The organism is Bradyrhizobium murdochi (assembly GCF_000472965.1).
Taxonomy (GTDB): Bacteria; Pseudomonadota; Alphaproteobacteria; order Rhizobiales; family Xanthobacteraceae; genus Bradyrhizobium; species Bradyrhizobium murdochi.
In genome coordinates this window covers 285,358-298,440 of sequence record NZ_AXAU01000005.1, presented here as the reverse complement: position 1 = coordinate 298,440, position 13,083 = coordinate 285,358, and the positions used below count along the sequence as shown (strand labels likewise).

Annotated in this window: 15 protein-coding genes; 5 read left to right on the top strand and 10 right to left on the bottom strand. The window is 63.3% G+C overall.

All coding sequences use genetic code 11. The annotated features are described in order from the left end of the window. The first annotated feature begins 21 nt into the window (after nt 1-21). Entirely contained in the window at nt 22-699 is a 678-nt protein-coding gene (tlpA, locus tag YUO_RS0116045) for a thiol:disulfide interchange protein TlpA (RefSeq protein WP_430649542.1), read from the top strand. 175 nt (nt 700-874) lie between these two features. Here tlpA and YUO_RS0116040 read toward each other — a convergent pair whose 3' ends face one another. The 6 genes from YUO_RS0116040 to YUO_RS0116015 form a co-directional block, all read right to left on the bottom strand. Beyond that, on the bottom strand, nt 875-1,063 hold the full coding sequence (locus tag YUO_RS0116040) for a putative motility protein (RefSeq protein WP_028348190.1): 189 nt from the start codon (nt 1,061-1,063) through the stop codon (nt 875-877). 224 nt (nt 1,064-1,287) lie between these two features. Further along, entirely contained in the window at nt 1,288-2,169 is an 882-nt protein-coding gene (locus tag YUO_RS0116035) for a 3-hydroxybutyryl-CoA dehydrogenase (RefSeq protein WP_028348189.1), read from the bottom strand. A gap of 151 nt (nt 2,170-2,320) precedes the next feature. Next, a complete protein-coding gene (locus YUO_RS0116030) occupies nt 2,321-3,265 on the bottom strand; it encodes an electron transfer flavoprotein subunit alpha/FixB family protein (RefSeq protein ID WP_028348188.1) in 945 nt (314 codons plus the stop codon). After that, nucleotides 3,265-4,014 (bottom strand): electron transfer flavoprotein subunit beta/FixA family protein, encoded by a 750-nt coding sequence (locus YUO_RS0116025; protein WP_028348187.1) that lies wholly within the window; start codon nt 4,012-4,014, stop codon nt 3,265-3,267. The genes YUO_RS0116030 and YUO_RS0116025 overlap by 1 nt, the downstream gene beginning before the upstream one ends. 138 nt (nt 4,015-4,152) lie before the next feature. Beyond that, nucleotides 4,153-4,725, bottom strand: coding sequence for a cob(I)yrinic acid a,c-diamide adenosyltransferase (locus YUO_RS0116020; RefSeq protein WP_028348186.1), 573 nt, complete (start codon nt 4,723-4,725; stop codon nt 4,153-4,155). A 22-nt stretch (nt 4,726-4,747) separates the two neighbouring features. Next, a complete protein-coding gene (locus YUO_RS0116015) occupies nt 4,748-4,942 on the bottom strand; it encodes a twin transmembrane helix small protein (RefSeq protein ID WP_028348185.1) in 195 nt (64 codons plus the stop codon). A gap of 178 nt (nt 4,943-5,120) precedes the next feature. Between YUO_RS0116015 and YUO_RS0116010 the strand changes: the two genes are divergently transcribed. Further along, nucleotides 5,121-5,981: a YihY/virulence factor BrkB family protein gene (locus tag YUO_RS0116010; protein ID WP_430649543.1), complete on the top strand. Its 861-nt coding sequence runs from the start codon at nt 5,121-5,123 to the stop codon at nt 5,979-5,981. On the opposite strand, the gene YUO_RS0116005 is transcribed toward YUO_RS0116010, so the two are convergent. The 3 genes from YUO_RS0116005 to YUO_RS0115995 form a co-directional block, all read right to left on the bottom strand. Then, entirely contained in the window at nt 5,905-7,161 is a 1,257-nt protein-coding gene (locus YUO_RS0116005; RefSeq protein WP_028348183.1) for an ATP-binding protein, read from the bottom strand. The two genes, YUO_RS0116010 and YUO_RS0116005, sit on opposite strands and share 77 nt — an antisense overlap. 83 nt (nt 7,162-7,244) lie before the next feature. Continuing rightward, on the bottom strand, nt 7,245-8,129 hold the full coding sequence (gene gluQRS / locus YUO_RS0116000; protein ID WP_028348182.1) for a tRNA glutamyl-Q(34) synthetase GluQRS: 885 nt from the start codon (nt 8,127-8,129) through the stop codon (nt 7,245-7,247). Then, complete coding sequence (locus YUO_RS0115995; RefSeq protein ID WP_235782724.1) at nt 8,129-9,010, bottom strand: nucleotidyltransferase domain-containing protein; 882 nt, start codon at nt 9,008-9,010, stop codon at nt 8,129-8,131. Before YUO_RS0115995 ends, gluQRS begins: the two co-directional genes overlap by 1 nt. A 110-nt stretch (nt 9,011-9,120) precedes the next feature. Between YUO_RS0115995 and YUO_RS40880 the strand changes: the two genes are divergently transcribed. Next, nucleotides 9,121-9,813 (top strand): DNA-3-methyladenine glycosylase family protein, encoded by a 693-nt coding sequence (locus YUO_RS40880; RefSeq protein WP_035726796.1) that lies wholly within the window; start codon nt 9,121-9,123, stop codon nt 9,811-9,813. On the opposite strand, the gene YUO_RS0115985 is transcribed toward YUO_RS40880, so the two are convergent. Beyond that, on the bottom strand, nt 9,770-10,657 hold the full coding sequence (locus tag YUO_RS0115985) for a LysR family transcriptional regulator (RefSeq protein WP_028348180.1): 888 nt from the start codon (nt 10,655-10,657) through the stop codon (nt 9,770-9,772). The genes YUO_RS40880 and YUO_RS0115985 overlap by 44 nt on opposite strands. 211 nt (nt 10,658-10,868) lie before the next feature. Here YUO_RS0115985 and YUO_RS0115980 point away from each other — a divergent pair, with 211 nt between their 5' ends. Both YUO_RS0115980 and YUO_RS0115975 read left to right on the top strand, forming a co-directional pair. Beyond that, nucleotides 10,869-11,843: an NAD(P)H-dependent flavin oxidoreductase gene (locus YUO_RS0115980; RefSeq protein ID WP_028348179.1), complete on the top strand. Its 975-nt coding sequence runs from the start codon at nt 10,869-10,871 to the stop codon at nt 11,841-11,843. A 52-nt stretch (nt 11,844-11,895) separates the two neighbouring features. Beyond that, on the top strand, nt 11,896-13,083 hold the full coding sequence (locus YUO_RS0115975; RefSeq protein WP_028348178.1) for an ABC transporter substrate-binding protein: 1,188 nt from the start codon (nt 11,896-11,898) through the stop codon (nt 13,081-13,083).

Below are 13,083 nucleotides of genomic sequence, written 5' to 3'. Positions count from 1 at the left end.
TGACACAGGATGACAAACGATATGCCCGAAATGTCCCCGCCCCGCCCCGCCACGAGGCGCCGGATCCCGATCGCCATCGGCGCGGTGGCGGCTGCGGGCGTGGTCGGATTGGGCGCGTTTTACGGACTCGGCAGCTTCAAGCGCGGAATGGGTGGCGATCCGTCCTGTGCGGCAGCCGTCGAACTGGCCCGCAAGATATCGCCACTGGCGCATGGCGAGGTGGCCGCGCTGACCATGGCAACGACACCGTTGCGGTTGCCCGACCTCGCCTTCGAGGATGCCGAGGGTAAGCCGAGGAAGCTGTCGGAATGGCGCGGCAAGACCGTGCTGGTGAACCTGTGGGCCACCTGGTGCGTGCCTTGTCGCAAGGAAATGCCGGCGCTGGAGCACCTGCAGGCCAAGCTCGGCGGCAAGGATTTCGAGGTGGTCGCCATCAACATCGACACCCGCGACCCCGAGAAGCCGAAGAACTTCCTGAAAGAGGCCAATCTGACCCGGCTCGGCTATTTCGCCGACCCAAAAGCCAAGGTCTTTCAGGATCTTAAGGGTGTAGGCAAGGCGCTGGGCATGCCCACTTCAGTGCTGGTGGACGCCCAGGGCTGCGAGATCGCCACCCTTGCCGGCCCCGCCGAATGGGCCAGCGAGGACGCGATCAAGCTGATCAAGGGCGCGATGCAGCCGATGAAGGCGGGGAGTTAGCGGGGCCACGCAGTGGCGGAGGCGTTGCTCCCGGTCTGACCCGTCAGACCTCATCCTGAGGAGCCGCGTCAGCGGCGTCTCGAAGGATGAATGGCACTAGCGGGGCCACATGGTTCGAGACGGCGCTAAAGCGCCTCCTCACCATGAGGGTTTAACAGTTGCGTCGGGGGCGAGCTTAGGCCGCGATATTGAGGTTGCCGCCGACGCCCGGGGCAAGATTGGCGGTCGAGGGCGTGCCGAGCAGCGTCTGGACTGCGGCCTTCTCGGCGTCCGCATTCTGCTTGATGATCGAGGTCTGAATCTGCTGCTGCGTGCCCGCTGCCTGCATCGCGAGCATGCTCGAAACCATAGCCATCATATCCATACGCAGCACTCCTCAAACCTGAGGGCACCGTACCCCGGCACCGGTTAATGAATGCTTGGCGATCGAAGAAAAGTTGGGCGGGCGCGCGAATACACGTCAGGTGACACGCTGCGCGCGTCCGGAATTCGTAGGATGGGTGGAGCGAAGCGATACCCATCAATTCGTGCGCGGAAGCGTGATGGGTTTCGCTGCGCTCTACCCATCCTAAGAAGACGCGATGACGCCTAGCGCGTCGGGACCGGCTTGTCGCCGCGGTAGTCGTAGAAACCACGCTGTGTTTTGCGGCCGAGCCAGCCGGCCTCGACATATTTCACGAGTAGCGGGCACGGCCGGTATTTTGAATCCGCCAGCCCCTCATGCAGCACCTGCATGATCGACAGACAGGTATCGAGCCCGATGAAATCGGCCAGTTCCAGCGGCCCCATCGGATGGTGCGCGCCGAGCTTCATGGCGGCGTCGATCGCCTCGACGTTGCCGACGCCTTCATAGAGCGTGTAGATCGCCTCGTTGATCATCGGCAGCAGGATGCGGTTGACGATGAAGGCCGGGAAATCTTCGGACACCGCGATCTGCTTGCCGAGTTTCGTGACGAATTCCTTGGCGGTGTCGAACGTCAAATCGTCGGTGGCGATGCCGCGGATCAGCTCGACCAGTTCCATCTGCGGCACCGGATTCATGAAGTGAATGCCGATGAAGCGCTCGGGACGATCGGTCGAGGCGGCGAGCCGGGTGATCGAGATCGACGAGGAGTTGGTGGCGACGATCGCTTCCGGCTTCAATACTGCGCAGAGTTCGTGAAAGATCTTGCGCTTGACCTCTTCCTTTTCGACCGCGGTCTCGATTACGAGGTCGCAATCCGAAAGCCCGTCGAGCGTCTCGGTGGAGGAAATCCGCTCCAGCGCCTTCTTGCGCGCGTCCTCGGTGATGATCTGCTTGGCAACTTGGCGCGACAAATGACCGTTGATGGTCGCCATCGCCGATTTCAGCCGTTCGTCGGAGACGTCGTTGAGCACCACGTCCAAGCCGGCGAGCGCCGCCACATGCGCAATCCCGTGGCCCATCTGGCCCGAGCCGATCACGCCGACCTTCTTGATTGTCACCGCCATCTTGTCATCCACCGGAACGGCGCGCACATCGCGCCTGTTCGTCCTGGTCCCGTTTTGGCACGCTATATTAATGCGAAGCCGCAAATCTACTTCGCTTTAGCATAAAACACCGGCCGGATGTTACGCATCCGGCCGCTGTTTATCGCTGTGGTTACTTTCCGAGCTTGCCGAGCGCATCGGTCAGTTCAGGAACCGCCTGATAGAGGTCAGCGACCAGGCCGTAATCGGCAACCTGGAAGATCGGCGCGTCTTCATCCTTGTTGATCGCAACGATCACCTTGGAATCCTTCATGCCGGCGAGATGCTGGATCGCGCCGGAGATACCGATTGCGACATATAGTTCCGGAGCGACCACCTTGCCGGTCTGACCGACCTGCCAGTCGTTGGGCGCATAGCCGGCATCGACCGCGGCGCGCGAGGCGCCGACGCCGGCGCTGAGCTTGTCGGCGAGCGGCTCGATATATTTGGCAAAGTTCTCGCGGCTCTGCATGGCGCGGCCGCCGGAAACGATGATCTTTGCTGAGGTCAGTTCCGGACGGTCGCTCTTCGCCACCTCTTCGCCGATGAAGCTGGAAAGGCCCGGATCGGCCGCAGCGGCGACGTCCTCCACCGGCGCACTGCCGCCCTCACCCGCCGCGGCAAAGGTCGAAGTCCGCACCGTGATGACCTTCTTGGCGTCCTTGGACTTCACCGTCTGGATCGCGTTGCCGGCATAGATCGGCCGCTCGAAGGTATCGGGCGAAACCACCTTGATGATCTCGGACACCTGCATCACGTCGAGCAGAGCTGCGACGCGCGGCATCACGTTCTTGAAGCGCGATGTCGCAGGCGCGACGAGAGCATCGTAACCGGAGGCCAGCGACACGATCAGCGCGGCCAGCGGCTCGGCGAGATCATGGGCATAGGCGGCATTGTCCGCGAGCAGCACCTTCTTGACGCCGGCAAGCTTGGCTGCGGCATCGGCCGCACCCTTGGCGTTCGCGCCGGCGACCAGCACGTGCACATCGGCGCCGAGCGCAGCGGCTGCCGTCAGCGTCTTGTTGGTCGCATCCTTGATCGACGCGTTGTCGTGTTCGGCAATCAATAGCGTCGTCATCAGAGAACCCCGGCTTCGGTCTTGAGTTTGGAAACAAGCTCAGCGACGTCCTTAACCTTGACGCCACCCTTGCGGCCGGGCGGTTCCGCCGTCTTGAGCACTTCGAGATGCGGCGTGAGATCGACGCCGTAATCGGCGGCGCTCTTGTCGTCGATCGGCTTCTTCTTCGCCTTCATGATGTTGGGCAGCGACGCATAACGCGGCTCGTTCAGCCGCAGGTCGGTGGTGACGATCGCCGGTCCCTTCAGCTTCACGGTCTGCAGGCCGCCGTCGACCTCGCGCGTGACCTTGAAGTCGGAGCCTTCAACTTCGAGCTTGGAGGCAAACGTCGCCTGCGGCCACCCGAGCAGCGCGGCCAGCATCTGGCCGGTCTGGTTCGAATCGTCGTCGATCGCCTGCTTGCCGAGAATGACGAGGCCGGGCTTCTCGGCATCCGCTACTGCTTTGAGAAGCTTCGCGACCGCCAGCGGCTCCACATTGCCTTCGGCCTTGACGAGGATGCCGCGGTCGGCGCCCATGGCGAGACCGGTCCGGATCGTCTCCGAGGCCTGCGCCGGGCCGATCGACACCACCACGACTTCAGTCGCCTTGCCGGCTTCCTTCAGCCGCAACGCTTCCTCGACAGCGATTTCGTCGAACGGATTCATCGACATCTTCACGTTAGCGAGTTCCACGCCGGTTCCGTCGCTCTTGACGCGGACCTTGACGTTGAAATCGACCACCCGCTTTACCGGCACAAGAACCTTCATCGATCCTCTTTCGCTTGAATTCTGGGGTTTGATCAGCTTGTTATTAGCTTGGGCGCGGAACCTAAAGGTCCCGCTATCGGCGGTCAACGCGCGAAAGCCAAAAATCGGCCCCGGAAGGCCCTGCCTTCAGGGCCTACCTTAACGGTTCTGACCCGGCACCCACAACACGTCTCCGGCCCCATTATCGTTCATTGCGCGACTGGCCACGAACAGGAAATCGGACAGGCGGTTCATATACTGAATGGCGGCCGCGCTCACCGGCTCCTCCGGCCGCGCGGCGAGTTCCACCATGATCCGTTCCGCCCTGCGGCATATGGTACGGGCGAGGTGCAGGTATGCGGCAGCGGGGGTGCCGCCGGGCAGCACGAACGAGGTCAGGGGCGCGAGATGATCGTTCAGCGCGTCGATGTCGCGCTCGAGCCGCTCGACCTGGCTCGACAGCATCCGGAGCCGCTCGGCCTTGCCGTCGCGCTGTGGCACCGCAAGGTCGGCCCCGAGATCGAACAAATCGTTTTGGATCCGGCCGAGCATCGCATCGAGTTCGCGGGCATCGCCGAGATGCAGCCTCACCACGCCGATGGCGGCGTTGGTTTCATCGACGGTGCCGTAGGCGCTAATGCGCAGATCGTATTTCGGGCGGCGCTCGCCGCTGCCGAGCGCCGTGGTGCCGTCATCGCCAGTCTTCGTATAGATGCGGTTGAGCACGACCATAGCCGCTTCCCCTTTCCTGCCCTTATCTACCCAACGCCCACACCACGACCATGGTGATGACGATGGCAATGAACTGCAGCAGCACCCGAAGCCGCATCAGGCTCTGGGAGCGGTTCGGCGAGCCGCCCCGCATCATGTTGACGAGGCCGAGCAACAGCACGATAGCCACGGCCGCAAGCGCGATGGGGAGAACAATCGAACTCAGAAAGGATGTCATCGGCGGTACATAACACCGTGCGGCGCCGACTTCCACACGATCACAACTCTCGCACTACCGCTCGACGATCTGGCTTTTAACCCAATAATATCAGATGCTAGCCCCGGCTTAGGACCGGACCGCAATACCCCGATCGAGGTGAGATGTGAAGCTCATTCGCTACGTCTACCTCGTCGTCATGGAGGCGTTTTATACGTTCCTCGCCGATGACGGCTGGGCGATCGCGAGCCACATCGCGCTGTCCACGTTGATGGCGCTATTTCCGTTCCTGATCGTGCTGACGTCGCTGGCTGGCTTTTTCGGCTCCAAGGAACTGGCCGATGGGGCCGTCGGACTGTTGCTGCAAACCTGGCCACAACAGGTCGCCGACGCGCTCTCAGGCGAAATCCACGACGTGCTGACGACGACGCGCGGCGACATCCTGACCGTCGGCGCGGTGCTGGCGGTCTATTTCGCCTCCAACGGCGTCGAGGCGCTGCGGGTCGCGCTGAACCGCGCCTATTCGGTGGTCGAGCCGCGGGCGTGGTACTGGCTGCGGCTGGAATCGATCGGCTATACGCTGGTCGCCGCCGTCACGTCGCTCTTGATGGCGTTCCTGATCGTGCTCGGTCCGCTGATCCTGGAGACGGCGCGCCGCCACATTCCGTTCTTCGTCGAGTCCAACGAAGGCCTTCTCACCTTCGCCCGTTACGGCATCACGATCACCGCGATGACGGTAGCGCTGTTCGTGCTGCATGCCTGGCTGCCGTGTGGCCGGCGGAGTTTTCTGCAGATCCTTCCGGGCATCGTCTTCACGATGGTGGGATCGTTGATCTCGGGCGTCGTGTTCGGCCAATATCTGGCGCGCTTCGCCAGCAACTATGTGACGATGTATGCGGGGCTTGCCTCGGTCATCATCGCGCTGGTGTTTCTGTATTTCATTTCGGCGATTTTCGTCTTCGGCGGCGAACTGAACGCAGCCATCATGAAATCGCGGTTGCCGAAGGGGATGTCGCTGCATGCAGCGCAGTCGCCAGGGCGCGCGGGCTCACAGGCTTGACCAGAAAGATCTCGGCGCCGGCGGCGCGCGACGCCGCCTCGTCTTCGCTGCGGCCTGATATGCCGATGATCGGAATGCGGCCGAGCGGCGGCTCCAGCGCGCGAATGCGCCTGATCGCCTCGACACCGTCGATACCCGGCAGGACCATGTCCATCAACACCGCATCGAATGCGCCTTGCGCAAGCCGCTCGGGCGCCGCCTCGCCCTGGCCGATGAAGTCGGTCTGATGACCGAGTTCGGTCAGGATCGTGTTGAGCACGACGCGGCCGAACGGATTGTCTTCGACGCTGAGCAGGCGCAACGGCCGAGGCGAACTGATCGATACCTCGCCTTCGGCACCGGACGCCGCCGTCACGGCGTCCTTGGCGGGCGACATCACGACGTTGAGGATAAAGGTGGTGCCGCCGCCCCGGCGTTGCGTCACGATGATGTCGCCGCCCATGGCACGTGCCAGTTGCTTGACCGACGACAATCCGAGACCGGCGCCGCCGAAGCGCGATGCAATGGAGACATTGGCCTGTGAGAACGGCCGGAACAAGCGCTTGATTTCGTTCAGCGCAAGGCCGATCCCGCTGTCGGAGATCGCGAATGAAACGGCGACCTTGCCCTTCGGACCCCGCACCGGCGTGACCTGCAGCCCAACACTGCCCTGTTCAGTGAATTTTACCGCATTGTCGATCAGGTTCTCCAGCGCGGCGCGCAGGCGGACGGGATCGCCGATTGCAAACCCTGGAAGCTTTTCGGAAATATCGACCGACGACTCCAGGCCCTTGGCCGCGGCGCGCCCGGTCAGCGAATCGCCGGCATTGCGGGCGAGCGTATGCAGGTCGAAGAAGTCCTGCCGCACCTCGAGCCCGGGGCCGCCGCTGCGCGCGGCGTCGACGAACAGGGTCGCAAGGCTCGCCAGATGTTCCGCGCCGGCCTTGATGGTATCGACCCAGCGCCGTTCGCGTTCGTCGAGGTCCGAGGTCGCGAGCAGATTGCTGATCGCGAGAATGCCGGTCAGCGGCGTGCGGACCTCGTGCGCAAAGGCCGCCAGCGCGCTCTCGACCATGCCGGGCGCAGCGATGGCGGACTTGCGCGTGGCGCGTTTTTTGACCGCGGCGCCGGATACGCGCTTTTTCGCTCGCCGCTTCTTGACTGTTCCCGTGGTGCCTGGTGAGCGCCGCTTTGCCGCCATGGTCCCCCTTCCTCTGCCGCGACCAGCATGACACGCGATGGCGGCCGGTGTCACGGAGACGTTTTCAACAACCCGCAGTGGTACTACAGGAATCGTCGGGACAAGCCGACGAGGCTGCGAATACCCGCAGGGGTGACACCTTGCCCACGCAATTCGCGCAAGGCCGTGGCTTGTGTCGATTTCGATAGCTTGTGTCCCGACGCATCCTCGATGAGGCGGTGATGCCGATACACCGGTTGCGGGATACCGAGCAACCGCTGCAACACCAGGTGGACGCTCGTCGACCAGAACAGGTCCCTGCCCCGTACAACGTCGGTCACGCCCTGCAGGGCGTCGTCGATCACGACGGAGAGATGATAGCTGGTCGGCGTCTCCTTGCGCGCCAGGATGACGTCACCCCACGCTTCAGGGCGCGCGGCGACGACGCCGGTCTCGCCGCCGGGCCCTGCACCCTCTTCCTGCCAGGCCAGTTCCTTCGTGCGCGCGAGCGCTGCCTGCATGTCTAGCCGCAGCGCGTAAGGCACGCCTTGCGCGATCAACTCTTGGCGCCGGTCCGGCGGCAGCGATTTCGCGACGCCCGGATAGACCGGCGCCCCATCGGGATCCCGCGGCCAGGGCGCGCCGGCCTCGCGCTGCGCGACGAGACGGGCGATTTCCGCGCGGCTCTCGAAGCTCGGATAGATCAGACCTAAACCTGCCAATTTTTCGACCGCTTCACGATAGCGCGCAAAATGCTCCGATTGCCGCCGCACCGGCGTTTCCCAGGATATCCCGAGCCAGGCGAGGTCTTCATAGATCGCCGCCTCGAATTCCGGCCGGCAACGCGTCGCGTCGATATCCTCGATCCGCAGCAGAAACCGCCCACCGCGCTCGCGCGCGAGGTCGAAATTCAGGAGCGCCGAATAGGCGTGGCCGAGATGGAGGTAGCCGTTCGGGCTGGGGGCAAATCGGAAAACGGGTGGCGGCATTACACGGGTCTCGTCATAACCGGACTGCCGTCGCCCTCGCGCTCCAGGCGTTCGACGACAGCTCGGTAGAATCGTTCGGCCTCCGCGACGACTTCGTCGGGCGCCCGCGCGCGACCGCCCTCAAATAATGCCCTCGCCAATTGGAATTCCGAATCGATGAAGCTCGCAACGACGGGAGGCAGTGGAGCTGCCCCAAGCTCGCGCGTCACAAGCTTGCGGTCCATAAGTTCGGCAACCTCCCTGCTCAAGTCCGCCGGCGGATCACATTCCTCCATGAGTGTGGGAAAGTGCATTGGTGCGATAGCTTCGCGCGGTCGCATGCGCAGCCAGCGCAAGGTCGCCGCTGGACGCAAGGCATAGAAGATCTTCTTCTGCGCCACGCTTGTCCCATCACCAAAGTAGACCCGCCTCTGGCGCTCTCCGAGATGAAGGTAGTGGCGACCTATAGCCTCCCGGGTCGCGGTATGCCGCGCGAACTCCAGGAAGCCGTCCCGAAACCAGGCCTGCCCGCGATATATCACGGGCGACCGCAGCCACTCCACAATCACCGCATTGCCCTTCAGCAACAGCCGGAGCGCCTTGCCAAGGTCCCACCCGTTCGCGTCAAGGTCATCTTCGGGCGGGAACTCGATCACGTCCCGTGGAGGCCAAGGGGTGATGTGTTCTGCAATACGCCTCACGAAAACGAAACGACAGTCGTAGTCGCTATCAGGCGAAGAAAAGCCCCATGCACGGCTTCCGCTTTCGATGGCCAGCGGCAAGAATACGTTATGCTCGCTGGCGACACGGTCGAGCAGCGTATCGATCAGCGCGACCTTCTCGCCATCCATCTCGGGCGGCATGCTTCTCAAACTCATCTTTCCAACTCGAAAGCGGGCCATGACCTGTCCGCCGAGGCAGAAAGATATCGACAGCCGAAAACCGCAGACGGCTATTCGCAGTCTGCACAAGCCAGATTACCATGCCCCGCCATGACTAAGAAGATTCCGAAATGACCGTCCACCTCAACAGCCAGTCCGATCTCGAAGACGCCGTCCATGCATTGGTCAAGCAAGACCCAAGGCTCAAGCCGATTTTTGAGTTGACGGGCATGCCGGCGCTGCGGCAGCGCGAGCCGGGGTTCGCGGGGCTTGCTGGCATCGTCTGCGGCCAGCAATTGTCTATCGCCAGCGCCGGAGCGATCTGGGCGCGGCTGACGGCGGCGTTCGATCCGTTCGATCACGAGGTGATCCGCAAGACCCGCGCCGACCGCCTCGGCCGGCTCGGGCTGTCGGCCGCCAAGATCAAGACCCTCAAACACATCGCGCGCGAACTGGCCGCCGAGCGGCTTAATCTCGAGGTGCTGGGGGAAGAGGATGCGGATGCCGCCCACCACACGCTGACCGCGCTGCCCGGCATCGGCCCGTGGACCGCCGACATCTATTTGCTGTTCTGCCTCGGCCATGGCGACGCCTGGCCGGCCGGCGACCTCGCGGTGCAGGAGGCCGTGAAGATCGGGCTTGGCCTAAAGACGCGCCCGACCGTCAAGCAGATGGCGCCGCTGGCCGAACCGTGGCGTCCCCTGCGCGGCGCGGCGGCGCATCTGTGGTGGAGCTATTATCGCGTGCTGAAGAAACGCGAAGGCGTGCTTCCCGACAAACTCATCCCCGCAACCTCACCCGATCCTCCCGCGCGGAAGCGGTAACAAAGTCGATCACGGCGCGCACGGCCGGGAGGTCGACGAGATCGGGATGCGCCAGCAGCCAGATATCGGCCACGCTGACGAGTTTTTGCGGGGCGACGCGGACGAGTTCCGGATAGGCGGCGGCGACGAAGCAGGACAGCGTCGAAATTCCGAGACCGGCGCGTGCGGCGGCGAGCATGTCGCCTTGAGAGGAACAGCGCATCACCATCGAGCCCTGCCGCGTGATCGCATCGCTCCAGCGCGCCAGCCGCTCGTTCGACAGCCGGTCGGCGAAGCCGATGACGCTGTGGCCCTTCCATTCGTCGCGCCGCTCGGGCAGGCGCCGCCGCGCGGCATAGTCGCGTGAGGCGTAGAAGCCGGTGCCGAGCCGGCCGATCTTGCGGCCGATCAAGTTCTCCTCGCCGCTATCGACGGGGCGCAGCACGACATCGGCCTCGCGGCGGCGGACGCTCGCCGGATACGGATGGGTAATGATCTCGAGCTGAATATGGTCGTGCTGGCGCAGGAACGGCCCGAGCCGCGGCATCAACCAGTGCGAGGCGAGCGTGGCGCCGATCGACAGCTTGACCACGCCGCGCGCCTGCGCACCGGTCGCCGATACCGCGGCTTCGGCGCGCAACGCCGCCGCGGCCATCGCATCGACATGCTCGCGAAATTTCTGGCCGTGCGAAGTCAGCGAAAGACCCTCGTTGGACCGGGCGAAGAGGGGAATGCCGAGTTGACCTTCCAGTTCGGCAATCTTACGCCCGACCGTCGGATGACTGGAGCGCAACCGGCGCGCGGCCGCCGCGAAGCTGCCGGTCTCGGCCACGGCGACGAAGGTCTTGCACAGGTCCCAGTCCATCGGTGCTCCCGCGATTTCAGATCGGCCTTGTTCATAACTGGATGAGCATCTGTTCAATATTGAACGGATGGCGGCGGCCGTCCAGCCTTATAGTAGACGGCAACAACAGCGCCCGGCCGGCGGCTCCGCCCGCGGTACGGCGCTCTCAATCAACATCATCGACGCAGTCCGGATTTTAGGTCCCGGCTGGGCGTTGCAAGGGAGAGACCGAATGCCGTTGCCTGCTTCGCTTGCCAATTCGCTCGAACTGCCGGTGGTCGGCTCACCCTTGTTCATCGTGTCCGGGCCCGAGCTCGTGATCGCCCAGTGCAAGGCCGGGATTGTCGGCTCGTTTCCGGCGCTGAACGCGCGACCGGTCGAAAAGCTCGACGAATGGCTGAGCCGAATCGAGAACGAGCTGGGCGAGTACAAGGCGCTGCATCCAGAGAAGAAGGTCGCGCCCTACGCGGTCAACCAGATCTGCCATTCGTCCAACGACCGGCTGATGAAGGACATGGAGACCTGCGTGAAGCACCAGGTCCCGATCATCATCACCTCGCTGCGCCCGCCGATCGAAATCGTCGAGGCCGCGCATTCCTATGGCGGCGTCGTGTTCCACGACGTGATCAACGTCAAGCATGCGCGGAAGGCGGCCGAACATGGCGTCGACGGCCTAATCCTGGTCTGCGCCGGCGCCGGCGGCCATGCCGGCACGCTGTCGCCGTTCGCGCTGCTGCGCGAAGTGAAGCAGTGGTTCAAGGGCACTGTACTGCTGTCGGGTGCGATCTCGGATGGCTGGGGCATCGCGTCCGCGCTCGCGCTTGGCGCCGACATGGCCTACATGGGCACGCGCTTCATCGCAACACAGGAGGCCAATGCCGATCCGGCCTACAAAGCCGCGCTGATCGACCACGCCGCGCATGACATCGTCTATTCCAACCTGTTCACCGGCGTGCACGGCAATTATCTCGGCCCGTCGATCGTGGCCGCGGGGCTCGATCCCGCCAATCTGCCGCAAAGCGACAAGTCGAAGATGAATTTCGGCTCCGGCGGCAATACCAAGGCCAAGGCGTGGCGCGACATCTGGGGCTCCGGCCAGGGCATCGGCCAGATCGCCGACGCGCCGCCGGTCGCAGAGTTGGTGGAGCGGCTCAGATGCGAATTCGCCGACGCCAGCGAGGAGTTTCTAAAACGAGCGCGCGCCTAAGACGCGCCGAATTCAACGACAAGACAATCAAATAAACAGAGGGATGGGAACCATGAGACTGTCGCGACCTGTGTTGACTATCGCGCTCGCGTTGCTGGGAAGCACCACGGCTCTCGCCGAAGGTGACAAGGGTGAAATCCGCATCGGCCAGACGCTGCCCTATAGCGGCCCGGCATCCGGCTTCGGCATCATCGGCCGGGCGCAGGAAGCCTATTTTGAGAAGATCAACGCCGAGGGCGGCATCAACGGCCGCAAGATCAAGTTCTTCAGCCTTGATGACGCGTACTCGCCGCCCAAGACGGTCGAGCAGACCCGAAAGCTCGTCGAGCAGGAAGAGGTGCTGCTGACCTTCGGCTCGCTCGGCACCGCCACCAACAACGCCGTGCATCGCTACCTCAATAGCAAGAAGGTGCCGCAGCTGTTCGTGCTGAGCGGCGCAACCAAATGGGCCGACCCGAAGAATTTTCCGTGGACCATGCCGGGAATGGCGACCTATCAGTCCGAAGGCGTCGTCTACGCCAAGCATGTCCTGCAGACCAAGCCCGACGCCAAGATCGCCATCCTGTCGCAGAACGACGATTTCGGCCGCGACTACGTCGCCGGATTCAAGCGGGCACTCGGCGACAAGGCCGCGAACATGATCGTGTCGGAGGCAACCTACGAGACCAGCGCGCCAACCATCAGCTCGCAGCTTGCGACACTGAAGGCCTCGGGCGCCAACGTGATGTTTGGTGTCGTGCTCGGCAAGTTCACCTCGCAGATGATCAAGGGCGTCGCCGAGATCAATTGGAAGCCGGATCTGTTTTTTGTGCCGACCTCGGCGTCATCGATCTCGTTCCTGGAGCCGGCCGGGCTGGAGAACGCCGTCGGCCTGATCTCGTCCAGTAACCAGAAGGACACGATGGACGTTCAATGGGCCAATGACCCCGGCGTGAAAGAGTATTTCGCGTTCATGAAGCAATATTTGCCGAATGCGGACCTCTCCAATTCGAACTACGCCGCCGGCTATCACTATGCGAACCTGATGGTGAAAGTTCTGATGGCCTGCAAGGACGATTTCAGCCGCGAGAACATCATGAAGCAGGCCGCCTCGTTGCGTGATGTGCCGCTTCCACTGCTATTGCCGGGCATCACGGTAACGACCGCTGCCGATGACTACCTGCCGTTCCAGCAATTACGGCTGCGCCGCTTCGACGGCAAGAGCTGGGTCGGCTTCGGTGAAATTCTGGACGACCGCTAA

Bases quoted from the DNA above. Each gene is read 5' to 3' on its own strand.
- YUO_RS0116040 (WP_028348190.1), bottom strand. From the start codon at position 1,063: ATGGATATGATGGCTATGGTTTCGAGCATGCTCGCGATGCAGGCAGCG.
- YUO_RS0116005 (WP_028348183.1), bottom strand. From the start codon at position 7,161: ATGGCGGCAAAGCGGCGCTCACCAGGCACCACGGGAACAGTCAAGAAG.
- YUO_RS0115975 (WP_028348178.1), top strand. From the start codon at position 11,896: ATGAGACTGTCGCGACCTGTGTTGACTATCGCGCTCGCGTTGCTGGGA.
- YUO_RS0116020 (WP_028348186.1), bottom strand. From the start codon at position 4,725: ATGGTCGTGCTCAACCGCATCTATACGAAGACTGGCGATGACGGCACC.
- YUO_RS0116035 (WP_028348189.1), bottom strand. From the start codon at position 2,169: ATGGCGGTGACAATCAAGAAGGTCGGCGTGATCGGCTCGGGCCAGATG.
- YUO_RS0116025 (WP_028348187.1), bottom strand. From the start codon at position 4,014: ATGAAGGTTCTTGTGCCGGTAAAGCGGGTGGTCGATTTCAACGTCAAG.
- gluQRS (WP_028348182.1), bottom strand. From the start codon at position 8,129: ATGCCGCCACCCGTTTTCCGATTTGCCCCCAGCCCGAACGGCTACCTC.
- tlpA (WP_430649542.1), top strand. From the start codon at position 22: ATGCCCGAAATGTCCCCGCCCCGCCCCGCCACGAGGCGCCGGATCCCG.
- YUO_RS0115985 (WP_028348180.1), bottom strand. From the start codon at position 10,657: ATGGACTGGGACCTGTGCAAGACCTTCGTCGCCGTGGCCGAGACCGGC.
- YUO_RS0115995 (WP_235782724.1), bottom strand. From the start codon at position 9,010: ATGGCCCGCTTTCGAGTTGGAAAGATGAGTTTGAGAAGCATGCCGCCC.
- YUO_RS0116015 (WP_028348185.1), bottom strand. From the start codon at position 4,942: ATGACATCCTTTCTGAGTTCGATTGTTCTCCCCATCGCGCTTGCGGCC.
- YUO_RS0115980 (WP_028348179.1), top strand. From the start codon at position 10,869: ATGCCGTTGCCTGCTTCGCTTGCCAATTCGCTCGAACTGCCGGTGGTC.
- YUO_RS40880 (WP_035726796.1), top strand. From the start codon at position 9,121: ATGACCGTCCACCTCAACAGCCAGTCCGATCTCGAAGACGCCGTCCAT.
- YUO_RS0116030 (WP_028348188.1), bottom strand. From the start codon at position 3,265: ATGACGACGCTATTGATTGCCGAACACGACAACGCGTCGATCAAGGAT.
- YUO_RS0116010 (WP_430649543.1), top strand. From the start codon at position 5,121: ATGGAGGCGTTTTATACGTTCCTCGCCGATGACGGCTGGGCGATCGCG.